This is a genomic window from Streptomyces uncialis, assembly GCF_001905345.1.
GTDB lineage: Bacteria > Actinomycetota > Actinomycetes > Streptomycetales > Streptomycetaceae > Streptomyces > Streptomyces uncialis.
In genome coordinates this window covers 293280-316229 of record NZ_LFBV01000007.1, presented here as the reverse complement: position 1 = coordinate 316229, position 22950 = coordinate 293280, and the positions used below count along the sequence as shown (strand labels likewise).

Sequence of the window (22950 nt, the reverse complement as noted above, 5' to 3'; positions counted from 1 at the left end):
CTGGCCACAGTCTTCGGCTCCGGCTCCGGCCCTTCGTTCCGTACCGGTCGTACCGGCCGCGCTTCATGTGCGGTGGTCGCGCGCGTATGACGACCGTTCATGAGCCCGCTCCTGGCTCCTCGGTACTCCGTCCCGACGAGGACCGCGCCGCGGCCCGGCGCGTCCCGGGTCTGGTGCTGTCGCTGTTCGTGCTGGTGGTGACGGTGTCGGCGAGTCTGGCCGTCGGTGCCAACGAGTTGTCCGCCGGACAGGTGTGGACGGGGTTCTGGCAGCGCGACGGGTCCCAGGAGTCGGTCATCGTGTGGGACCTGCGGGTGCCGCGTACGGTCGCCGGGGTCGCGGTGGGAGCGGCCCTTGGGGTGGCGGGCGCGTCGATCCAGGCGCTGACGCGCAATCCGCTGGCCGACTCCGGAATCCTCGGGGTGAACGCCGGTGCGGGCTTCGCCGTGACCCTCGGGGCGGGGTTCTTCGGGCTGTCCGGGATCACCGGTTACGTGTGGTTCGCGTTCGTGGGGGCGGCCGCCGCGACGGTGCTGGTGTATCTGATCGGTGCCGCTGGGCGGGGAACGGCTCCGCCGGTGACGCTCGTACTGGCCGGGGTCGCGCTGGGCGCGGTGCTGAACGGGTTCAGCACCTTCCTGACCCTGATCGACCCGGAGACCTTCCGTTCGGTCCGCGCCTGGGGGCTCGGGTCCATCGCCCGTACCAGTCTGGACGACACGGTCGCCGTCGCTCCGTTCCTCGTGGTCGGACTGCTGATCGCGCTGGTGGTCTCGGGATCGCTGAACTCGATGGCCCTCGGCGACGACCTCGCGGTGTCGCTGGGGGCGAAGGTGCTGCGCACCCGGGTCCTGGGTGTCCTCGCGGTGACCCTGCTGGCCGGTGGCGCGACGGCGCTGACCGGGGGGATCGCGTTCGTCGGGCTGATGGTGCCGCACGTGGTGCGGTGGTTCGTCGGACCGGACCAGCGGTGGATCACCGTCCACTGCGCGCTGGCCGGTCCGGTGCTGGTCCTCGCGGCGGACACGCTCGGGAGGGTGATCGCCCGTCCAGGGGAGATCGAGGTCGCCGTGCTCACCGCGGTGATCGGCGCGCCCGTGCTGATCGCGCTCGTACGGCGTCGGAAGGTGAGCGGACTGTGACCTCGGGAATCCCGGACGGCCCACCGGGCGTGGGGCGGCGCACCGAGGTGCGCGGGGCGGACGGCGTCGACTTCGGGTACGCGCTCCGCGTTGTCCGCGTCCCCTGGTTTTCCGCGCGGATGGGTGTGCGTACGGCGGCGGTGACCTTGGTGCTGTTCCTGGTGGCGCTGGCGTCGGCCGTGGTGTCGATCCGCTTCGGTGAGTACGCGCTGACGCTCGGGGAGGTCGTCGCCGCGCTCACCGGTTCCGGCACGGAGTTCCACCGGATGATCGTGGTGGAGTGGCGTCTGCCGGTGGTGGTGGCCGCGATCGTGTTCGGTGCGCTGCTGGGCATCGGTGGGGCGATCTTCCAGTCGCTGACCCGCAATCCGCTGGGCTCGCCGGATGTGATCGGTTTCGACGCCGGTTCCTACACCGCCGTGGTGCTGTCCCTCCTGGTGTTCGGCAACGGCGACTACTGGTCGCTCGCGGGCGCGGCGATCGGGGGCGGGCTGGCCACGGCGTTCCTGGTGTATGTGCTGGCCTACCGGCGCGGGGTGCAGGGGTTCCGGCTGATCGTCGTGGGCATCGGGGTGTCCGCGCTGCTCGGCTCGGTCAACGCCTGTCTGATCACCCGCGCGGACCTCACCGACGCGATGACCGTGGGCTTCTGGGGCGCCGGGTCCCTGACCCGCGTGTCGTGGAACAGCATGGTTCCCTCGCTGGCCGTCGCCGCGGTGATCGTGCTGGCGGCGGCCCTGCTCGCCCCGTCGCTGCGCCGTCTGGAGCTCGGTGACGACGCGGCAGTCGCCCACGGCACCAGGGTCACGGCCGTACGTCCGGCGTTGATGGTGGTGGGCGTGGCGACGACGGCGCTGGTGACCGCGGCGGCGGGGCCGATCGGCTTCGTCGCGCTGGTCGCCCCGCAACTGGCGCGGCGGCTGACCCGCTCGCCCGGGGTGGGTGTGCTCCCGGCGGCCGCGACGGGGGCGGCGCTGCTGGCGGCGGCGCACTTCCTCGCGGTGCTCGTCGCCGAGTTCCACCGGCCGGTCCCGGTCGGTCTGATCACCGTATGCCTGGGTGGTCTGTATCTGATCCGGCTGCTGATCCATGAATCCCGACGTACGTACGGCGTGTCCGGATGACCCCATCCGCAGAGCCCGCAGAGCCCGAGAAGTCCGAACAGAACGCGTGGATGGCCCTCATGTCCCATGAAGAACGAGACGACGGCCCCACCGCCGGGGCGACTGCCCCCGCACGGCTCGTCGTCGACGAGGCGACGATCGGATACGACAGGACCGTCATCTCCGAGCGGCTGTCGGTGGAGATACCCGACGGGTCGTTCACAGCGATCATCGGACCGAACGGCTGCGGCAAGTCCACCCTGCTGCGCGCCCTCGCCCGGGTGCTGGCCCCCGCGGCGGGACGGGTGCTGCTGGACGGGAAGGCGATCAGCGCCTACCGGTCCAAGGACATCGCCCGCCGGCTGGGGCTGCTGCCGCAGGTCTCCCTCGCGCCGGACGGGATCAGGGTCGCGGACCTCGTCGCCCGTGGCCGTGCCCCCCACCAGGGCCTTGTCCAGCACTGGCGCCCCCGCGACGAGGAGGCCGTGGCGGCGGCGATGCGGGCGACCCGGCTGACCGGGCTTTCCGGGCGTCCGGTGGACGAGCTGTCGGGTGGGCAGCGGCAGCGCGTGTGGGTGGCGATGCTGCTGGCGCAGCAGACGCCGATCCTGCTGCTGGACGAGCCGACCACGTTCCTGGACATCGCCCACCAGTACGAGCTGATGGAGCTGTTCCGTACCTTCCACGACCAGGGCAGGACGATCGTGGCGGTGCTCCACGACCTGAACCAGGCCGCCCGCTACGCCGATCATCTCGTCGTGATGCGCGACGGAGGCGTCGTCACCACGGGCAGCCCGGGTGACGTCGTCACGGCGGGGCTGGTCGAGGAGGTCTTCGGGTTGCGTTCCCTGGTCGTCGCCGACCCCGTCACCGGTACCCCGATGGTGGTGCCGCTCGATCCCCGGACGGCACCCGCCCCGCCGGACGGCGTCCGCGGACCCGGCGGTCCGGCCGAACCCGACGCGCCGGGCCGGGTTCCGTCCGGCGGCGCCTTCATGGCCGTCACCCACCGAGAGAAGTGAGAACCGTGGCACGCAGTCCGAGGTCCATCGAGGTCTTCCCCATCACCACCCGCACACTGGACGTCCTGCGGGTGACGGATGTGACGCCGGGGATGCGCCGGGTCACCCTGGGCGGTCCCGGACTGGCCGCCCACACCGCGGCGAACGGATTCCCGGTGGCGGCGTTCCGCTCGGAGGGGTTCGACGACGAGTTCAAGATCGTCCTCAAGCACCCCGACGCCCCGGTGGCCGTCGGACCGACGCAGGCGGACGGACTGCTGAACTGGCCCCGTGACGATCCCCATATGCTGATCCGCACGTACACCGTGCGCCGTTGGGACCCGGTGGCCGGGGAGCTGGACGTCGACTTCGTCCGGCACGGTGCCGGTCCGGCGACGAGCTGGGCGTACCGGGTGCGGCCGGGTGAGCGGGTGCGGATCGCCGGACCGAAGTCGTCGTCGGCTCCGCCCGAGGGGGCGGACTGGACGCTGGTGGCCGGTGACGAGACCGCGTTGCCCGCGATCGGCCGGTGGCTGGAGGAGTGGCCCGCGGGCGTCCGTGGCCAGGTGTTCGTCGAGGTCGAACGGCCCGAGCACCGGCAGGACCTCCCGGTCCCGGCCGGGGTGACGCTGACCTGGCTGAGCCGGGACGGTGCCGAACCGGGTACGACCACCCTGCTGTTCGACGCCGTGCGGAACGCTCCGTGGTGGGAGGGGACGGTGTTCGCGTGGGTCGCCGGGGAAACCCTCGGCCTCACCCCGATCCGGCGGTGGCTGAGGAACGAGAAGGAGCTGGCCAAGGAGCAGGTCGAGGTCACCGGGTACTGGCGCCGACGGCAGGCCGTGGTCCCCGGTGACGACACCGCGCCGCCCGGCTCCGGGGCGGGCGAGGACGGGGCGGAACGGTTCCACGGACTGACGGAGATCGTCCCGGCCTTCGCCGTCCGGGTCGCGGCGACCATCGGTCTCGCGGCGGCGTTCGACGGCCGGCCGCGCACCGCCGCCGAGCTCGCGTCGGCGACCGCCACCGACCCGGTGGGCCTGACCAGGCTGCTGCGCTTCCTCGCCTCGGTCGGCATGACCGAACAGCTCGACGACGGCCGTCACCGGCTCACCGATCTCGGCCGGGAGCTGGAGAACGAGTATCTGGCCGACGCGCTCCACCTCGACGGGGTGCACGCCCAGCGTGAGCTCGGGGGTGTCCTGTCGTTGCTGTCGGCGGTACGCACCGGCCGGGGCGACCACGCCCGGTGGTTCGGCGCCGAGCACGACCGGCGCGTCGCGGACGACCCCGTACTGCTCGCCGCCCGCACGGAGAGCGAGGCCGAGGACGCCGTGTACGTGGCGGGGGCGGTCGCCGCCGCCGCCGTGTTCTCGGAGCTGTCGACGGTGGTGGTGTCGGGTACGGCGTCGGGCAGTTTCGCCGCCGCGCTCGTCGCGGCCCACCCCGGGCTGCGCGCCACGATCGTGGCCGCTCCCTCGCAGATCGACGCGCTGCGCCGGATCCACCCGGCGCACGAGCGCGTGGCGCACGAGGCGGGCGGCCCGCTCGGGCCGCTTCCCGTGACCGCCGAGGCGGTGCTCCTGGCCGATGTGCTGCACACCCTCGCCGACAGCGACGCGGTCCATGTGCTGCGTCAGGCGGCGGCCGGTCTCGGTCCGGGCGGCCGGGTGCTGGTGTTCGGTGACGTCCTCGACGTCGAGGTGGCGGACGAGCACGACTACGAGGACGATCTGATCGACTTCGCCCTGCACGGTGGCGGAGCACGGGACCAGGACGCGCACCACGCGCTGTTCGCCGCGGCGGGCCTGCGGCTCGTGGAGCGCACCACCATCGGCTGGGGCTACACCCTGCATACCCTCACCCAGCGGGGCTGAGCCGGGGTGTCGACGCGGCGAGGTGCGGGAAGCGGACGGCGCTGGGGCCTGTTCGAAGCGGGCGCGGCGCCCCGGGGGCCGGGGCTCCGCGTCGATCCCGGGTGGTCGCCCGCGCGGTTGAGCGGGGCGGTGATCCGTTCCGCGTGGCCGTGGGTACTGCCCGGCGCGCTGCTGCTGGTGGTGTTCAACGTCGCCTCGATGCTGCTGCCGGTCGCGGTCGGACGGTTCGTCGACACGGTGATCACGCCCGCCGCGGCGGGGGCGGGGGCCGACGGGATCGGACCGGCGCTGACGGGCTGGTCGGCCGTGTTCGTCGCCCTGTACGCCGCGATCCATCTCGGCTACCGCTTCGGGGGGCGGCTGGGCTGGTTCGGGGTGCAGCGCGCGCAGTACGAGTTGTCCCAGGCCGTGCTCGGCCGGGTCCTCGACGAGCGCGGCATGGCCGGGAGCGTCCGGGCGCCGGGTGTGCTGCTGTCGTTGGCGACCGCAGATGTGCACCGCACCTGTCTGGTCCTCTATGTGACCGTCTATCCGCCCGGTGAGGCCGTCGGGCTGGTCGTCGCGGCCGGAGTCCTGTTCTGGGTGCACCCGGCCCTCGGCGTCGGGGTGACCGTGGCGCTGCCGGTGGTGCTGCTGCTCATGCACGCCGCCGCCCGTACGCTGCGGCGGCGGAGCGGGGCCGAGCAGGCGGGCCTGGCCGACGCCGCGGCGGCTGCCGCCGATCTGGTGGCGGGGTACCGGGTGATCCGGGGCCTGCACGCCCAGGACACCGCCGCCGCCCGCTACCGGGGCGTGAGCCGTGCGGCGTTGCGGGCGACGTTGGCGGCGCGTGCCGCGCGGGCCGGGTTCGACGCGGTGAGCGCGGCGACCGCGCACGCGTTCGCCGCCGTGGTCGTGATCGCCGCCGCGGTACCGGCCTTCGAGGGCCGGATCAGTCCTGGCCAACTGGTCACCGTCGCCGGGGTCGCGGTCACCCTGATCGGTCCGCTCGACAGTCTGGTGGGTGCGCTGGGCTCGTTCTGGGCGGTCTCGCAGGCCTCCGCCGCACGCGTCCTCGACCTGACGGCCACCCCGCCCCATCCCGCCGCCGCGGGCACGGCGGTGCCCGCCGGCCACTACGCGGGTCGGGCTCTCGGGTTCGAACGGCTGGGCCTGGCGGACGGGGTGACGCTCGACGCCGTCGTCCCCAGCGGCGGGTTCGTCGTGCTGGAGCTGCCGCAGTCCGCCCAGGCGGCGCTGTCCGGCTTCCTCACCCTTCGGGCGGTGCCGTCGTCGGGGCGGGTCACCTTCGCGGGCCGGGCGGTGCACGAGTACCGCCCGGCGCTGCTCCGGGAGCGGTTGCTCGTCGCCCCACGCGCCCCGGGGGTACTGGCCGGGACGGTGCTGGACAACGTCCGCGCGACCGGCGCCGCCCCGGCTGCGGCCGGTACGGCCCGGACCGCGCTGGCGGTCGCGGGGTTCGACGCCGCCGAACTGCCCGACGGGTACGACACCGTGCTCGGGGACGGCGGGCGGGAGCTGTCCGGCGGGCAGCGCCAGCGGATCGCCCTGGCCCGGTCGGTCGCCGCCGATCCCGAGGTACTGGTGCTGATCGAACCGACCACCTCGGTGGACGCCGTCACCGAGCACCGCGTCGCGACCCGGCTGCGGGAGCACCGGGCCGGGCGGACCACGCTCGTGCTGACCGCGGCCCCGGCCTTCCGCGCCGTCGCCGACCCGGTGGTCATGACCGATGAGGGGACGAGAGCCGATGCCTGAGACGGTGGCGGTGCCGCGGTTCGACGGCCGGTCGCTGCCGGTCGCCCCGGGCGGACAGGTCGCCGCGGAGCTGTGGGAGATGCTGCGGGGCCGCCGCCTCGCTCTCGCGGGCATCCTCGTCCTGTTCCTGGCCGAGGCGGCCACCTCCCTCGTCTTCCCGCTGGTCGTGGGCCGGTTGCTGGACGCCGTGATCGCCGCGGACGGGGCGGGCGTGCCGGGGTCGTTCTGGTGGCAGGTCGCCCTGCTGGCCGGAGCGGCGGTCGCGGCGGGGGCGCTGACCTGGGTCGCCGCCGGGGCGCTGGCGCGGCTCGCGGAGACGGTGATCGCGGAACTGCGTGAAGCCTTTGTCGCCGCCGCGCTGGGTCTCCCCCGCTCCGTGGTGGAGGCCGCGGGTGCCGGGGACGTGGTGACCCGGGCCGGTGACGACATCGCCGAGGTCTCGGGCACGCTGCCGGAGGTGCTGCCACGGCTGTGCGCCTCGGCGTTCACCATCGTGCTCGTGGGGGCGGGACTGGGCGCCCTCGACCCCTGGTACGTGCTCGGGTTCGCCGTCACCGTCCCGCTGTACGCCGTCACCGTGCGCTGGTACCTGCGGACCGCGCCGGAGGTCTACGCCGCCGAACGGGCCGCCCGCTCCACGCGCGGCCGGCATATCCTGGGCACCCTCGCCGAGTTGCCGACCGTCACCGCCCACCGCCTCGAACAGCGCCAGTCGGCGCAGGTCCGCGACGCCACCTGGCAGACCGTGCGGTGGGCCATGCGGACCCGGATCGTCCAGAACCGGCTGTTCGGGCGGCTGAACATCACCGAGGCGGTCGGGCTGGCCGCCGTCCTCGCCATCGGTGTGCGGCTCGCCCTCACCGGCGAGGCCACACCCGGTGAGGTGACCGCCGCCGCGCTGCTGTTCCTGCGCGCGGTCGCCCCGGTCGCCGCGCTGCTGTTCGTCATGGACGACGCCCAGTCGTGCCTCGCCGCGCTCGGACGACTCATCGGCGTGACCCGGCGGCCCGGCCCCCGGGCCGGGGAGGAGCCGACGCCACCGGCCGACAGGGAAGAGGGGCGAGGGACGGACACCGCCCGGCCCGGCGAGGCCCCACGCGGCGTCGGTGTGGCCGCGGTGGAGGCCGCTTGCCGTGATGCGGTCGCCGCGGTGGAGACCGTCGATGTGCGTTTCGCCTACCGGCGGGACAGCCCGGTGCTGTCCGGCGTCGGTCTGCGGATCGCCCGCGGTGAGGTGGTCGCCGTGGTCGGGGCGACGGGGTCCGGCAAGTCCACGCTCGCGTCGCTCGTCGCCGGTGTCCATGAACCCCTCGCGGGGAGCGTCGTCCGGGGCGTCCCGAGGACCGGGATCATGACCGTGACCCAGGAGACCCATGTCTTCGCCGGGACGCTCCGCGACAATCTCACGCTCACGGCCCCCGGCAGCGACGACGAGCGGATACTGCGCGCCCTCGCCGTGGTCGGCGCCACGGCCCTGGTGTCCACCCTGCCCGAGGGCCTGGACACCCCGGTCGGTCATGGCGGGCATCCGCTGACCGCCGCGCAGGCGCAACACACCGCGCTGGCACGGCTGGTGCTCGCCGAGGCGGAACTGGTCATCCTGGACGAGGCCACCGCGGACGCCGGTCTGCTGGAACGGGCCGCGGCAGCCGCTGTCCGGGGACGGGCGGCGTTGGTGATCGCCCATCGGCTCTCCCAGACCGCGACGGCCGATCGGATACTCGTGCTCGACGCCGGACGGGTGGTCGAGACCGGTACGCACGACGAACTCGTCGCCGCCGAAGGGACCTACGCGCGGCTGTGGCGGACCTGGAGCACCGGACGCCCCACCACCACGCCGTCGGCGGACGTGGACGGCCGGTGACGGCCGTCCACCCGGATCGCGCCCGTCCCGCGGAGCAGGGTCGTACGGGGGTCGGCGGGCGATCCCGGGGCACCCGGTGGTGCCCCGGCACCTCGGGGTCGGCGAAGCGCACGGCCCGTCGGGCCGTGCGCTCACCGTTCCACTACTCCGGCTGGTCGGAGCGGGTGAGGTCCTCGGCCAACCGCCAGTCTTCGCCGGTCCGTTCGAAGACGAAGAGATGGGACGACACATAGGGAACGGTCGCCTCCGGCTTCGTACCGGTCGGGGTGGTCGTGTACGGCGTCGTGAGCTGCTGGACCCACACCTTGGCGCGTTCGCCCCGCTTCTCCACCTGGTCGACCCGGGCTTCGGCCGCCGCTCCGCCCCAGTCCCTGCCCGCGGGCGCAGGGTGACTCCGCCAGGACGCCGTGCTGAGGTCGGCGTCGCGCTGGAAGATCCGCTGGGCGGCGCGTTCGAGCGAATCCCGCTCCGCCGCGTCGAGCCGGTCCTGGACCACCAGCGTCGCCGGTACCGCGGCGAGCACGATCGCTGCCGCCGACAAGACGAACCTGTGCTTCCTGATCATGGAGCCCCCACCCCTGGAATACGACGAGCGTTCGGGAACGATGTCCCGAAAACCCCCAAGTCAAACAGCGTATCGACCTGACAGGGCTTGATCAACGCTGAAGGTGAGCGCCTCGGAGGACAATTGGCCGGATCTCCTGTGGGCCATGGAACCCGGCCACCGGAACCCGGCCACCACGGTCGATGTCAGTGGTGGATGCGACGATCACTGCATGGTGATGTGCGAATACTTCTCGGCGGCCGACGACGACGTGGCCGTCCGTGTCCTTGACCAGCCCGACGGGCCCGACCCCGCGACCTTCGACGTGGTCCCGCTCAGGGGGATCGATCCGGTCGTCGTGCTGGCCCGTCTCGAAGCGATCCTGACCGGCTGCTCCTATGACGAGGCGACCCGGCGCCCCCGCTCGGGACAGCTGCTCTCGTCCCCCGAGTCGGAGAGCGCCTTCATCATGAGCGTGTCCGACACCCTTCAGGAGGCGTTGGCGTCGGCCACGCCCGCCGCCCTCGCGGAAGCCGCCGGGCCGTGGTCGGGCACCGAGGAACTCGAAGCGTCCGGATACACCTCCGAGGACGCGGGTCAGGCGCTGGCCCAGCTGGCGGGGCTGGCCGGTCGCGCAGGGTCGGACGGTCGTCGTATGTACTGCCGGTGGGCCCTGTGACGGGGTGACGGCGGCGAGGAGAGCGGGCGGTGCGCGTCTCAGCGGCCCGGGTCCACCGGTGTGAGGATCCCGAGCCGATCCTCGACGGCCTGCGCGGCGGCCAGACACAGGTCCTCCCGGAACGCCCGTCCGACGATCTGCACCCCGGACGGCAGCCCCTCGCTCACCCCGGTCGGCACTGCCACACCGGGCACGCCGACGAAGCTGGTCACGGTGCACAGCCGCATCGCCGTGCCGACCCGGTCCCGGCCCGCCCGGTCGCGGGATTCCAGACCCGGCTCGACGGGCGGCTCGGTGAACACCGGGCCGAGCAGCAGCGGGTACGCGTCGAGGAACTCGGCCCATGAGCGGCGGATGCCCATCCAGGTGCCCATCAGCTTCATGAACTCGTCCGCGCTCGCGGGCGGGGTCCGCTCCATCGCCATCCGGATGTAGCGGTCCCCGCCCTCGCCGAGCAGTGTGCGCACCACGGGCCAGGCCGGGGCGAACTCGGTCATGGTGATCCGGCCGTACACCTCCAGCGCCTCGTCCAGCCGTGGTACGTCCTCGATCTCACGTACGTCGTACCCGGCGTCACGGAGCGCGTCGGCCGCGGTCGCGACGGCCGCGCGGACAGTGGGGTGGACGCCGTGCCCGCCGGGGTCCGTCACGACCGCGACCTTCACGGGGCCGGGGAGCGGCTCGCCGTGGAGGGGCACCGGCACGGCCCGGGGGTCCCGCGGATCGGTCCCGGCCAGCACCTCGTACGCCAGCCGCAGATCGCCCACGCAGCGGGCCAGCGGTCCGTCGGTGACGAGCGCCTGGGAGGCCGGGCCGGGGTCGTCCGGACCGAGCACGCGGTGGTCGGCGGGAAAGCGGCCGGTGGACGGCTTCAGCGCGGCCACACCGCAGAACTGGGCCGGGATGCGCACCGATCCGCCGGAGTCGTTGCCGAGCCCGAGCGGCGCGAGCCCCGTGGCGACGGCGACCGCGTCACCTCCGCTGGAGCCGCCCGGGGTCCGGCCGCTGTCCCACGGATTGACCGTGTCGCCGTACAGCTCGCTGCGGGTGTGCATCCCCGCCAGGATCAGGGTGGGGATGTTGGTGTGCCCGATGGGGACGGCCCCGGCCGCCCGCAGACGTGCCACCGGGAGCGCGTCGGCCCGCGCCACCAGGTCCCGGAAGCGTTCGGCGCCGAACGTGGTCGGCACGCCCTCGACGGGGGTGCTCTCCTTCACCGTGAACGGCACACCCGCGAGCGGGCCCAGCGGCTCTCCCGCGGCGCGGCGGCGGTCCGTCCGGGCGGCGGCCTCGTACGCGCGCTCCGCGAGGAGCTGGGTGATCGCGTTCACCCGCGGATTGACCTCCGCGATGCGCTCCAGATGACTCCCGATCAGTTCGACCGCCGATATCTCCGCGCCGCGTACGGCCTCCGCCTGGGCGGTGGCCGACATCTTCCACAGGGCGTCCCGCATGCCCGTCCCCTCCTCGATCATGAACCGATGCGCTTGCATCGGAACCGTACTCCGGAATCGATACGGGCGCATCGAATAAAGTGGGCGGCGGAACCGAGCACCGAAGAGCGGGGAGGCACCGAACATGCCCAAGCAGGTGGATCACCTGGGCCGACGCCGGCTCATCGCCGAGGCCGTCTGCCACCTCGCGGACGAACACGGGCTGGAGGGTGTGACGCTGCGCGATGTGGCGGCGCGCGCCCAGGTGTCCATGGGCGCCGTCCAGCGGTGCTTCCGCACCAAGGAGGAGATGCTGGTGTTCGCCCTCGGGCACATCGGCGAGCGGATCACCGAGCGGGTACGGGCCCGTCTGGTCGGCAGCCCGGCCCAGTCGGCCGGCACCGCCCTGGGTCACGCGGCCGCCGAGGTCTCGCTGCTCCGCGGGGAACACCGCGCCGAGGCCAGGGTCTGGCTGGCCTTCGTCGCCCAGGCGGCGGTCAGCGAAGCGCTCGCCGAACCGCTGAGGGCGAACTACGTGGCAGTGGAGGAGATGTTCACCCGGCTCGTCGCGGAGGTCGCCGAGGACACCGGATCCGCCGGGCACCTCGATCCGGTACGCGCGGCCCGTACTCTCCTCGCCCTCGCGGACGGCCTCACCGCACATGTCCTCGTCGGCCACCTCACCGCCGAGGAAGCGCATGACATCCTGCACGCGCACCTGGTCGGTCTCTGGGAGCGGTCGGCCGTGCTGTCCCGGCCCGCGTCGGGCACCCCGGGCCGCCCAAGCGGACGCTGACCCACCGTCCGCGAGAAGTGGGGCCCGTGCGGCCCTCCCCCGCCGTCGTCAGAGCCCGCCGAGTCCCGCCGGACCGTCCGGCTGCCAGGCCGAGGGCTCGGAACGGCGCAGGACCCGGGCGAGACCGTCGGGCATCAGCGGACTCCGCGGGCCGTCGGAGGCCACGCCGTGGAGCGTCCGCGCGTGCGGCCCGTCCTCGCGGGGCGGGAGCGGCTGCTCCTCGATCGCGCGTCGACCCTCGGAGGTCGGGCCGTTGGGCAGGGGCCGCGTCCGCGCGAGGACGATCATCGCGAGGGCGCCGGGCGGCGCGGCCACGGCAGCGGCCAGACCGGCCTGGTCACTGCCCCGGACGTCCCAGACCATCAGGGCGGTCATGGCGAGGAACGCCGAGAAGAACGCGGCGAGGAGCAGGGCCCGCTCCCATGCCTCGATCCGGGCCAGCAGCCCGGGATGGGTGACCAGGCCGTCCCGGGCGAGGGAGTCACCGATCCGGCTGACCGGAGCGCTTCTCTTCGTCCGTCCCTCGACCCCGCGCGGCCGTTCGGGGCGTCCGGGGCGGCAGGCCGCCAGGGCCGCGGCCGCCACCGGGTCCGGGACATCGTGGTTCGCTCCGGTCCGGACGATCCGGCCGCGCCGGACCTCGATCAGGCCCGCGAGGTACAGGGCCGTCATAGCGGTCTGCGCCGTCCGCCGGCGCCCGCCGCACAGGAACGCGTACGCGTGGACCGGAACCGCTGTCCGCCGCTCGCGTTCCGCCACCGGGAACCGCCGCAGTCTTCTGCGGGCGCGCGAGCGGCCCAGCGCCGCGCCCACCAGGAGAATCCACGCGCCGACCGCAAGTCCGAGCCACATCGCCCCACCCCCGGGGTCGCATTGTCCTCCCGGCCGGGCGACCCGCCAAGGGCGCGGACGGACGGCCTGGCGGCCGGATCACGCAGGTCGGCAGGGTCGGGTGGGCCGGGTCCGGTGGGCCGGTCGGGTCGGCCGGGGCCGACAGGCCGGTCGGGTCGGCCGGGGCCGACAGGCCGGTCGGGTCGGCCGGGGCCGACAGGCCGTGCCCGACCGTCTGCTTGCCCGTCCGCCGGGGCGAGCTGCGGCCCGGCTCCGCAACGGCGCTTCGTCCTGCGGCCTCGCGGTCCCGCGTGATCCGGCCGTCGGGCGGTCCCGGCCGAGGTCGCGGCAGCGGGACGAACCCGCGGTGCCGTCCCGAGGCGTCCGGGCCGGGACGCAGGCAGGGCCCGCCCTCCCGGGCGGGCCCTGCGTGTCGTGCGGGGAGGGTCAGCGGCTGTGCAGGTAGCGCGCGTAGAACCCGGCGCCCTCGGCGTGCAGGTGGGCCTCGCTGCCCTGCGCGTAGGTGATGCCGTACGGGCCGCCGAGGTTGAGGAACTCGCCACTCGCGTGGGAGCCGTCGACCTGGAAGTAGCCTCCTCCGAGTTCCGCGGCCTCCACCTCGGGAGAGGAGGTGGCGGCAGCGGGTGCTGCCGCCATGAACCCGGCGACGGTGACGGTTGCCAGGGCGATCGCGACACGACGAATCATGTGTTTCTCTCCAGTCCGTGAAGCTGTTGGTGCTGTCGCTCCACCATGAACGCCGACGGACCCGAATCCGGTCCGGGCGCGCGTCCCCACGGATGCCGCCACCCGATCGCACCCCGGTGCTGATGCAGATGGAGCACGAGCGGACACCCTGGGGGCGGCTCTGACCACCGTGACCGGTACCGGGCGCGACGCACGGCGTTCGACGGACGTAAGGACGGGTCCGGCCACGGACCGGTGTCAGCGGGCGGCGGGGCGCGGTCGGAGCAGGGCGGCGGCGAGGGCCGCCGTGGCGGCCAGTGCCGCCGACGTGCACACGGCGACCGTGGTGAAGCCGTGGTCGTACGCGGCCCGGGCCGCGCCGAGCAACCGGCCGGCCTCCGGGGGTTCCAGCCTGCCCGCGAGCTCCTCGGCCGAGGAGAACGATTCCGTCAGGGCGTCGCGGTCCGTCCCGCTCAGGCCCGGGGTGTCGGGCATCGTGAGCCGGTAGCTCGCGGTCAGCAGGGTGCCGAGGACGGCGACACCGAGTCCGGCACCGAGCTCGAACGACGTCTCCTGGATGGCGGCGGCCTCGCCCGAACGGTCGGGATCGGCGGCGGACATGATGGAGTCCGCGCCCAGCGTCATCACGATCCCCGCCCCGTATCCGGCGGCCACCAGGGGCGCGACGAGCAGCGGATACGCTCCCGTGTCACCCACCAGCGCCATCAGCGCCATCGCCCCCGCGAAAAGGACGAGCGCGCCGGTGAGCGACCACCGGTTGCCCCAGCGGGCCGAGACCCGGGGGGCGGTCGTGGCGCCGACGGCGTTCGCGGCGGCGAGCGGTATCAGCGCGAGGCCCGCGGCGACCGGTGCGAAGCCGCCGACCTGCTGGAGCCACTGGGTGAGGAAGAACAGCAGCGCGACATAGCTGCCGAAGCAGCCGACGACGCACAACGTGGCGGTGACGAAGCGGCGGTCGGCGAACAGGGAGAGGTCCAGCAGCGGTTCGGCCGACCGGCGCTGACGGCGGACGAAGGCGTACAGCAGGGCCGCGCCGGTCACCGCCGCGAGGGCCGCCAACAGGTCGGGGCCCGCGTGCTCACCGCCGCGCTTGAGGGCGAACACCACGACGGTCAGCCCCGTGGCGGACAGCGCCACACCGGCGAGGTCCCAGGTGCGGGGCCGGGGGGTCCGTGACTCGGGGATGACGAGGAAGCCGACCACGAGGATCACCAGGGCGACCGGGACGTTGATCAGGAAGGCGGCTCCCCAGCCCCACCGCTCGGTGACCAGACCGCCGACCAGCGGGCCGATCGTCGCGCCCACGCTGTGCGCGGCCGTCCAGACGCCGATGGCGACGGCCCGCTCGCGTGCGTCGGTGAACACGACCCGGATGATCGCGACGGTCGACGCCATGATCATGGCGGCACCGGCGCCCAGGAGCATCCGCGCGGCGATCAGCTGAGGGGTGGATTCGGAGAGGCCCGCGGCGGCGGAGGCCAGCCCGAACAGCGCGAAGCCGGTGAGGACCATCCGTTTGCGCCCGATCCGGTCCCCCAGTGTCCCGCAGGTCACCAGGAGCGCGGCGAGGGTGAGCGAGTAGACGTCGATGATCCAGAGCAGCTCGGTGCTGCTGGGGCGCAGTTCCCTGCTCATGCTCGGGACCGCCGCGTGCAGCACGGTCAGGTCGATCCCGCAGAGCAACAGGCCGGCGGAGACCACGGCCAGCACCAGCCAGCGCCGTCCGGCGGTATCGGCGGTCGGCGGGGCGGAGGGTAAGGAGGACGTGCTGTTCGTCATGGCAGCACTATCGGTCACCCGGTATCGCCCGGGGAAGTACGGTCATTTTTGTGCCATAGTGCCAGTCTGTATACCAAGGGGGAACCGCTGATGCGGACCACGGTCGACGACACACCCGACTACTGCGCGGTCGAGATCGCGATGGAGGTGCTCGGCGGCCGCTGGAAGCTGGCCATCCTCAAACAGCTGCTGGTCGGCACGCTGCGGTTCAGCGAGCTCAAACGCGGTCTGCCGAGGATCACCGCGCGGATGCTCACCCGTCAGCTTCGGGAGATGGAGGCCGACGGGCTGGTCGGGCGGACGGTCCACCGTGAGGTCCCGCCCCGGGTCGACTACACATTGACCGGCACCGGCCGCAGCCTCGAATCCATCGCGGGGCAGCTCGACACCTGGGGCCGCTGGTACCTGGACACCCACGGCAGGCCGCCGGGTAAGCGGCGCCCGGTCCCCGAGGAACAGCCGTCGGCGTGAGCGACGGGGCGGGTGGAGACCCGTGGCCGCGGCCGTCCCGGATGTCCGGGAGCACTGGTGAAGGGCGTTCCGGCATGGCATTCTCCCGTTCTGCCCGTGCCGGGGGGCCGTCCCGGCCGGGCCCGCGGCACGGGGACACGGAACGGGTGAGGAGCACAGTGATGCCGGAGAGCGTCTCCGCCGCCGGTTCGGCGGACACCGTCTGGTCGGCCCGTCTGCACGAGCTGTGGCGGGCCGCGCAGGACATCGATGACGTGGCGCAGATGTCGCGCTATGTGTACGGGCTGATGCTCGCGGAGCCGGGGGTCGTGGCCGTCGCCGGTACCCGGTGGAACGGCCGCGCTCTCACGTACGTGCGTTCCGCCGTGCCCGGGCAGCCCACGCGGACGACCGTGGCGCCGCCCTCCGGCGGCGCCGTCGCGGGACCCGGCCGGGTATCGCCGCCACCGGGCGGTGCCGGTACGGCAGGCAGCTCTCTCACCGTGTGCACCCATGATCTGACGGTGTCCGGCGAGGACTTCGATCCCGAGCGGGCCGTGCTGGCCGGGGCAGGGGCCGGGTACGCGGTGGAGTGCAGATTCGGTCTGGGGGGTTCCGACTGGGCCGCGTTCTCCGTCGGCGTGGCCGACCGGGCCGCGGCGGACCCGGGGCTGGTGCTGCGGCTGAGCCAGCTGTCCGAGGTGCTGGTGGCGAGCAATCAGCGGATAGTCGAGTACCGCGCGCATGAGCGGCGGCAGACCGAGGACGCCTTCCTCGCGGAGGCGTCGCTCCAGATGGATTCGAGTCTGGACGTGCAGGAGACGCTGGGCCGGGTGGCCCGGCTGGCGGTGCCCGCGGTGGCGGAGGGCTGTGTGGTCCATCTCTTCCAGCCGGACGGGGCGCTCGTCCCGGTCGCCTCGGCCCATGTGGCCGCGGAGGCGCAGCCGTGGTTGTCGCGGGTGTCCGGCGACGATCCCTGGTTCGCCGAGTTCCTCCGGCTGGCGCTGGAGAAGCGCGAGAGTGTGGTGCAGGAGTGCGGGGCCTTCACGGAAGGGCCGTTCGGTCCGCGCGCCGAGGGGTTCGGCGGCCGGGTCCGGGCACTGAGCGTGAGCCCGTTGAGCGCGCGCGGCAAGGCGCTCGGGACGCTGACGTTCATCTATCACCGGCGCAGCGACGAGGTGGCGGGTCTGCGGGTCCTCGACGACCTGGCGCGCCGCGCCGCCCTGGCCATCGACACCACGACGGCCTATGAGCAGCGGCGCCGTCATGTGGAGCAGCTTCAGCACCATCTGCTGCCCGGGGCGCTGCCCGACTGGCCGGGGCTCGAACTCGGCGCGGCCTATCAGGTCGCCGACTCGTCGCTGGAGGTGGGCGGCGACTTCTACGACGCGGTGGTCCGTGCGGACGGCGGGCTCGCCCTGTTCGTCGGGGACGTGTGCGGGCGGGGTGCGGAGGCCGCCGCGCTGACGGGTCTGGCGCGGCACACCCTGCGGACCTTGCTGGAGGACGGGACCGCGCCCGCGCCGGCGTTGAAGCGGTTGAACGCGACTCTCGCGGCGCAGTCGGCGACGCGGTTCGTCACGGCGCTGGTGGCCGTTCTCACCCATGACGGCGACGGGTGTCTGATGGAGGTGGCGTCGGCGGGTCATCCGCGGCCGTTGGTCCAGCGGGCGGACGGGGGGACGGAGGATGTCGCGGTGGGCGGGATGCTGCTGGGTGTCGTCCCGGAGATCGTCGCGGAGCCGGTCGCGGTGCGGCTCGGCCCCGGGGATACGGTGGTGATGTTCACCGACGGTCTCACCGAGGCCCGTTCCGAGGAGGGTGTGATGTTCGAGGGTCTCCTGCCGGACGCCGTGCGTCGGTGCGGGCCGTCGTCGGGGGACATGGCCGAGCGGCTGATCGCGATGGCCTCGGACTTCCGCACCACGGGCGACGACGACATCGCCGTGCTGGTGGCGCATGTGAAGGGAACCCGGTGAACCCCGGGCCCGGCGCTCGTCGGATCGACCACGGCAGTGTCCTGGTGGTGGAGGACTCCCATGAGGACGCGGAGGCGATCGAGCGGGCGCTCTCGCGGACGCATCCCGAGCTGCGGCTGGAGTTCGCGGCGCGGGGCGACGGGGTGGTGCCGGACCTCGTCGCGCGGGACGAGCTGCCCGGTCTGATCCTGCTGGATCTGAACATGCCCGGGATCAGCGGGCACGCCCTGCTCGCGGCGATCCGGGCCCGGCGTGAGCTGGCGGAGGTGAGGGTCGTGGTGTTCACCTCGTCGACGGAGCCCGCGGAGGTCGAGGCGTGTTACGCGGCGGGCGCGGACACGTATGTGTACAAGCCGGTGAACTTCACACTGTTCCGGACGGTGCTCAAGGGCGCGGTCGACTACTGGCAGGCGTCCCGCTCCGGGGCGCCGGGCGCGAGTGGTGACGGGCCCAGTGTGAAGTAGAACGCGGTCCCCTCACCGGGTGCGCTCTCCAGCCACAGCCGTCCGCCGTGGCGCTCGACGACACGTTTGACGACGGCGAGTCCCACGCCGGTGCCGCCGCTGTGTTCGGTCGGACCGTGCAGACGGCGGAACAGGTCGAACACCTCGGCCTGCCGTTCCGGTGGGATCCCGATCCCGTTGTCCCGTACGACGACGGCCGTGGCGGTGGCGTTCGGGGCGCCGGGGGCCGACGGGTCCGGTTCCACGGCGATCTCCACCCAGCGGTCGGGGCCGTCCCCGGCGTACTTGGCTGCGTTGACCAGCAGATTGACGAGGACTTCGTGCAGCCGGTCGGCGTCGGCCCGCAGTCGGGGCAGCGGCCGGCGCACCACCCGTACCCCCTGTTCGGCCAGCCTCGGGCCCGCGACCTCCAGGGCGGAGTCGAGGACGGTGTCGAGGTCCAGTTCCGCGACGCGCAGCCCGGCGCGGCCGAGTCTGGCGTAGTCGAGGAGGGAGTTGAGGAGGCCGTCCATGCGGCCGGCGAGCCGTTGCATGGTGCGCAGCCGCCGCAGGGTTGTCGCGTCGAGGTCGGCGGCGGCGTCCTCGATCACGAAGGTCGCGGAGTTGGAGATGCCGCGCAGTGGTTCCTTGAGGTCGTGGGCGGCGGCGTGGGCGAAGGAGTCCAGGTCGTGGTTGGTCATCCGCAGCTGGTCGTTGAGCGCGCGCAGGGCGTCGGCGTGCCGGAGCACCAGGTCGGTGAGCAGCCGCCACAGTTCACGTGCCGTCGCGTGGTCGTGCGCGGTCCAGGGGAGGCTGCGTCCGCGGACCGTCGCGCGGAACACGGCCCCCGATCCCCGGGGGGTGAGGCGTTCGCCGCGGGGGCCGACCTGTACGGGTGCGGAGGGGTCGGCCGCCCAGCGGCGGGGCAGCGGGCGTTCGCGGCGGGACCAGGCGAGGAAGTCGCCGGAGGGGTTCAGCGGCACCATGAGCACTCCGGCGGTGCCGTCGTCCTCGGGTCGGGCCGTCCGGTACTCGGGGTGCTCCGCCAGTCGGTCCGTCGCCCGCAGGGAGCCGGGCCGGCTTCGGGCGGCCTGGTCGCCGAGGGCCTCGACGAGTGCGGCGGGGAGCCGGTCGCCGTCGGTGACGACCCGGCCGCCGCGCTTCAGGGTCAGGCCGTCGGCGCCGAGCAGGTCACGGACCGCTCCGCCGTGTTCGGCGAGCCGTTGCTCCAGTCCGCCGTCCAGGAGCGCGGCGACCTCGGCGGTGCGGCGCCCGGACCCGGCGAGGGCGTCGGCGCGCTCGCGTTCCCCTATCGCGGCGAGTTGCAGGGAGAACGCCGCGCCGAACATCTCGCAGGCGGACCGGGTCTCGGGGGCCATGCGCAGCGGACCGGCACCGTGGCAGGCGATCAGTCCCCACAGCCGTCCTTCCGTCAGGACGGACACCGACATCGAGGACCGGACGCCGATGTTGCGCAGGTATTCCAGATGGAATCCGGACACCGTGCGCAGGGCGGCCTGCGACAGATCGAGGGCGGTGCCGGTCGCCGCTCTCGTGGGCGGGTGCAGCCGGACGGTGGTGTCGTCGACGTCGCCGATCACCCGGATCCAGTTCTCCCGGTACAGGCGTCTGGCCTGCGGTGGGATGTCGGTGGCGGGGAACCACAGCCCCAGCCATGGCTCCCAGCCCTCGGTGACGTCCTCCGCGAGGACCTCACCGGGCCCGTCCTCGCCGTCGAAGCGGTAGGCGACGACCCGGTCGTAGCCGGTGAGGGCCCGGACCTCGCGGACCGCGATCCGGCAGCAGTCGGCGACCGTGGCGGCCGACCGCAGCCTGGCCAGTGCCCTGCGGACGCCCTGGTAGAAGCCGGAGAAGGTGAACTCCTCCCCGCCTTCCCTGGGCTCGAACTCCAGCACGAGCAGGCCGTCCCGGCGGTGCGCGGAGAGGTCGAAGTGCCCGCGGTGGGGGGCGGCGCCCGCGTGGACGGGGAGAGCGGCCGGCAGATGTTCGGCACCGTCGGTGGCCTCGACGGCCTCGGTCCAGTCGGTGGCGGCCAGGACCCGGGTGACCGGGGTGCCGACGAGGTCCTCGGCGTCGGTGCCGAGCACCTCGCGGGTGTTCTCGGCGGCCACCTCGACGAGTCCGGTGTCCGGGTCGACGGCGACCAGGGTGCCGTAGGACTGGATGCCACCGAGCAGGTGGATCGGTTCGCGGACGCATTCCGACAGGTCGAAGCCACCGGGCACCACCTGCTCGGCGGCCCGCGCCCGCTCGGAGAGCCAACCGTCCTCGACCACTGTTCCGCCTCTCACCGTGCGACCGGCACGGTGAGGGTCCGCGCCGCCGGGGTCATCCTGCCATCCGGGCGGCGGGGGTCCGAGGCGCCACCTCGGGGTCGGGCACCGCCGCCGGGCGGACGCTTGCCGGGGGCGCCGCCGGTCGGGCCAGGGAGGGACGCGCCGCTCCCGGCCCGGGAAGGGACCGCGGCTACGGGCGACCCCCTTCCAGCGGGTGGCGCCGCGGGCGAGGTTCCGCGACGTCCAGGGAAACGTCGGACGGACCTCGCCGGGCGCTACAGCGAGGGCCGCAACGCTCCCTGGGGGCGGGTGTACCGGCCCAGCCCCGCCGAGGGTGGTCTGGCGTTACGGCGTGCCGCCGCGACCGACCCCGGCGGCGGCAGCACCCACTTGTAGTTCGTGTTGCGAACTAATACAGTTCGCGACACGAACTACATCGTGTGACGAGGAGTGGGAACCATGGGTCGTACCGTCGTGGTCGTCGGCGGAGGTTACGGGGGGTCAGCGGTCGCGAAGGCGCTGGACGAGGAGACCGATGTGGTGCTCATCGAGCCGAGGGACGCCTTCGTCCATGCCGCCGGGGCCTTACGCGCACTGGTCCGACCGGACTGGGCGGACAACATCTTCTTTCCGTACGACGCGCTGCTCAAGCGCGGTACCGTCCTGCGCGAGCGGGCCGTGTCGGTGGACCCGGACGGGGTGACCCTCGCCTCCGGCGAGCGCGTCGGCGCCGACCATCTGGTCCTCGCCTCCGGCTCCGGGTACCCGTTCCCGGCCAAGACGGACACCGACTCAACCCGGGAGGCGCTGGCGCGGCTGCGGGCCACGCACCAGGAACTCGCGGGCGCCGGGCGGGTGCTGATCGAGGGGGCCGGTCCGGTCGGGCTGGAGCTGGCCGGGGAGATCAAGGCGGTCTGGCCGGACAAGCGGGTGACCGTCGTCGACCCGGGGGAACAGCTGGTGCCCGGCTTCGGATCGGGGATGCGCGCCGAACTGCGCCGTCAGCTCGGCGCGCTGGGTGTCGAACTGCGGCTCGGCACCACCCTCACGACCAGGCCGCCGACCGGGCCCGGCCTGGCGCGGAGCTTCACCGTCGGCACCTCCGGCGGCGAGCTCCAGGCCGACATCTGGTTCCGCTGCCACGGCGTGCGGATCGACACCGGGTACCTCGGTCCCGCGCTGGCCGGGGCGCGGACCTCACGGGGGCTGATCCGGGTGACGGAGTCGTTGCGCGTCGACGGCCACCGGCACGTCCACGCGATCGGCGACATCACCGATCTCGCCGAGGCGAAGATGGCCGCGCACGCGGTGCGGCACGCCGATGTCGTGGCGCGGAACATCCTCTCCCAGCTGCGGGGCGAAGAGCCCTCCGCCGTCTACCGGCCGTCACCGGTGGGCTCGATCCTGATCCCGCTGGGACCGGAACTCGGCACCGGCCAGGCGTCCTCGCCCGAAGGGGCGACGGTGCTGAGCACGGAGACGGTCGTCCGGTACAAGGGCGCGGACCTGGCCACGGGCCGGTTCGCGGAACTGTTCGGCACTGTCTGACCGGCGCTGTCCGGCCGGGTCCCGGCTCCCGGGCCGGTCCGGTGTCCGACCCGCCGGCCTGTCACCGGGCGCCCGGGAGCCGGAACGTACGGGCGGCGGCGCCGGGTACCGGCAACGCCAGGACGCGCCGCGACGCGCCGAGACGCGTCAGGACACGTGGACGTGCGCGGGCAGCGGGGGCGCTTCCTCCGTCGCCGGGAAGACGAGCGGAACCTTGTTGTCCCGCACGATCCGGGCGAGCAGTTCCGCGAGGCCGGTCCGTTCGGCGTCGGTGAGAGCGGCCGGAAGCGCCTCGATCCGCGAGGTGGTGCCTTCGTGGAACCGCTGGGCGACGTCCCGGCCCTCCTCCGTGAGGGCGACCAGGACGGCGCGCGCGTCGCCCTGGCACGGCTCCCGGCGCACCAGACCGCGCCGGGCGGTACGGTCCACCAGGCCCGTCAGGCTCGACTTCGCCAGCCCGAGGGTCGTACCCAGCTCGCTCATACCGTAGGGCCGCGCGATGAGCACGCACACGAGCTGGCCCTGCTGCGGGGTGAGCCCGAGAACGCGCGCCGACTCGGCGTACACGGCGTTCACCAGGAACGAGGAACGCACCAGAGCGGTCACGACACCCATCTGCTCACCCTCGGCTCTCATACGGCCAGGGTACGGCAGCAGAGGCGAACGCCACCCCTGCGAGCGGTGCGTGGACGGCTCCGGGGACGCCTGCGGCCCGGCT

19 protein-coding genes are annotated in these 22950 nt (G+C 73.6%); 12 read left to right on the top strand and 7 right to left on the bottom strand.

Annotation, left to right across the window (positions count from 1 at the left end):
- Window positions 1-86 precede the first annotated feature (86 nt).
- The 6 genes from AB852_RS25920 (at window position 87) to AB852_RS25895 (ending at window position 8745) form a co-directional block, all read left to right on the top strand.
- A complete protein-coding gene (locus tag AB852_RS25920) occupies window positions 87-1142 on the top strand; it encodes a FecCD family ABC transporter permease (protein WP_107499347.1) in 1056 nt (351 codons plus the stop codon).
- A 119-nt stretch (window positions 1143-1261) separates the two neighbouring features.
- Window positions 1262-2266, top strand: coding sequence for a FecCD family ABC transporter permease (locus AB852_RS25915; RefSeq protein ID WP_079184946.1), 1005 nt, complete (start codon window positions 1262-1264; stop codon window positions 2264-2266).
- Window positions 2267-2325: 59 nt separating this feature from the next.
- Window positions 2326-3267, top strand: coding sequence for an ABC transporter ATP-binding protein (locus AB852_RS25910; RefSeq protein ID WP_079184945.1), 942 nt, complete (start codon window positions 2326-2328; stop codon window positions 3265-3267).
- A gap of 5 nt (window positions 3268-3272) precedes the next feature.
- Window positions 3273-5123, top strand: coding sequence for a siderophore-interacting protein (locus AB852_RS25905; protein WP_073792606.1), 1851 nt, complete (start codon window positions 3273-3275; stop codon window positions 5121-5123).
- Between the two features lie 129 nt (window positions 5124-5252).
- Complete coding sequence (locus AB852_RS25900; RefSeq protein ID WP_073792605.1) at window positions 5253-6881, top strand: ABC transporter transmembrane domain-containing protein; 1629 nt, start codon at window positions 5253-5255, stop codon at window positions 6879-6881.
- Window positions 6874-8745, top strand: a complete 1872-nt coding sequence (locus AB852_RS25895) for an ABC transporter ATP-binding protein (RefSeq protein WP_073792604.1) — start codon at window positions 6874-6876, stop codon at window positions 8743-8745. Before AB852_RS25900 ends, AB852_RS25895 begins: the two co-directional genes overlap by 8 nt.
- Before the next feature lie 142 nt (window positions 8746-8887).
- On the opposite strand, the gene AB852_RS25890 is transcribed toward AB852_RS25895, so the two are convergent.
- Window positions 8888-9310, bottom strand: a complete 423-nt coding sequence (locus AB852_RS25890; RefSeq protein ID WP_143201282.1) for a hypothetical protein — start codon at window positions 9308-9310, stop codon at window positions 8888-8890.
- A gap of 211 nt (window positions 9311-9521) precedes the next feature.
- Between AB852_RS25890 and AB852_RS38830 the strand changes: the two genes are divergently transcribed.
- The gene (locus AB852_RS38830) at window positions 9522-9968 is read left to right on the top strand and encodes a hypothetical protein (RefSeq protein WP_073792727.1); all 447 of its coding nucleotides are present in this window, start codon (window positions 9522-9524) and stop codon (window positions 9966-9968) included.
- A 38-nt stretch (window positions 9969-10006) separates the two neighbouring features.
- Here the strand turns inward: AB852_RS38830 and AB852_RS25880 are convergent, their stop codons facing one another.
- Window positions 10007-11422 (bottom strand): amidase, encoded by a 1416-nt coding sequence (locus AB852_RS25880; RefSeq protein ID WP_073792726.1) that lies wholly within the window; start codon window positions 11420-11422, stop codon window positions 10007-10009.
- A 124-nt stretch (window positions 11423-11546) separates the two neighbouring features.
- Here AB852_RS25880 and AB852_RS25875 point away from each other — a divergent pair, with 124 nt between their 5' ends.
- Window positions 11547-12197: a TetR/AcrR family transcriptional regulator gene (locus AB852_RS25875; RefSeq protein ID WP_073792602.1), complete on the top strand. Its 651-nt coding sequence runs from the start codon at window positions 11547-11549 to the stop codon at window positions 12195-12197.
- A gap of 48 nt (window positions 12198-12245) precedes the next feature.
- Here AB852_RS25875 and AB852_RS25870 read toward each other — a convergent pair whose 3' ends face one another.
- The 3 genes from AB852_RS25870 to AB852_RS25860 form a co-directional block, all read right to left on the bottom strand.
- On the bottom strand, window positions 12246-13049 hold the full coding sequence (locus tag AB852_RS25870; RefSeq protein WP_073792601.1) for a TIGR04222 domain-containing membrane protein: 804 nt from the start codon (window positions 13047-13049) through the stop codon (window positions 12246-12248).
- Between the two features lie 426 nt (window positions 13050-13475).
- Window positions 13476-13736: a hypothetical protein gene (locus AB852_RS25865; protein WP_073792600.1), complete on the bottom strand. Its 261-nt coding sequence runs from the start codon at window positions 13734-13736 to the stop codon at window positions 13476-13478.
- Between the two features lie 237 nt (window positions 13737-13973).
- Window positions 13974-15515: an MFS transporter gene (locus tag AB852_RS25860; RefSeq protein WP_178391115.1), complete on the bottom strand. Its 1542-nt coding sequence runs from the start codon at window positions 15513-15515 to the stop codon at window positions 13974-13976.
- 90 nt (window positions 15516-15605) lie between these two features.
- On the opposite strand from AB852_RS25860, the gene AB852_RS25855 reads away from it, so the two are divergent.
- The 3 genes from AB852_RS25855 to AB852_RS25845 all read left to right on the top strand — a co-directional run bounded on the left by AB852_RS25855 (window position 15606) and on the right by AB852_RS25845 (window position 18408).
- Window positions 15606-15986: a winged helix-turn-helix transcriptional regulator gene (locus tag AB852_RS25855; RefSeq protein WP_073792599.1), complete on the top strand. Its 381-nt coding sequence runs from the start codon at window positions 15606-15608 to the stop codon at window positions 15984-15986.
- A gap of 161 nt (window positions 15987-16147) precedes the next feature.
- Window positions 16148-17944 carry a PP2C family protein-serine/threonine phosphatase gene (locus AB852_RS25850; RefSeq protein ID WP_073792598.1) on the top strand — a complete coding sequence of 599 codons (1797 nt, stop codon included), beginning with the start codon at window positions 16148-16150 and terminating at the stop codon, window positions 17942-17944.
- Window positions 17941-18408, top strand: coding sequence for a response regulator (locus tag AB852_RS25845; RefSeq protein WP_073792597.1), 468 nt, complete (start codon window positions 17941-17943; stop codon window positions 18406-18408). Before AB852_RS25850 ends, AB852_RS25845 begins: the two co-directional genes overlap by 4 nt.
- Here the strand turns inward: AB852_RS25845 and AB852_RS25840 are convergent.
- Window positions 18345-20699: an ATP-binding protein gene (locus AB852_RS25840; protein ID WP_245876918.1), complete on the bottom strand. Its 2355-nt coding sequence runs from the start codon at window positions 20697-20699 to the stop codon at window positions 18345-18347. The two genes, AB852_RS25845 and AB852_RS25840, sit on opposite strands and share 64 nt — an antisense overlap.
- 444 nt (window positions 20700-21143) lie before the next feature.
- On the opposite strand from AB852_RS25840, the gene AB852_RS25835 reads away from it, so the two are divergent.
- Window positions 21144-22232, top strand: a complete 1089-nt coding sequence (locus tag AB852_RS25835; RefSeq protein ID WP_073792595.1) for an NAD(P)/FAD-dependent oxidoreductase — start codon at window positions 21144-21146, stop codon at window positions 22230-22232.
- A gap of 147 nt (window positions 22233-22379) precedes the next feature.
- Here the strand turns inward: AB852_RS25835 and AB852_RS25830 are convergent, their stop codons facing one another.
- A complete protein-coding gene (locus AB852_RS25830) occupies window positions 22380-22847 on the bottom strand; it encodes a MarR family winged helix-turn-helix transcriptional regulator (protein ID WP_073792594.1) in 468 nt (155 codons plus the stop codon).
- Between the last annotated feature and the right edge of the window lie 103 nt (window positions 22848-22950).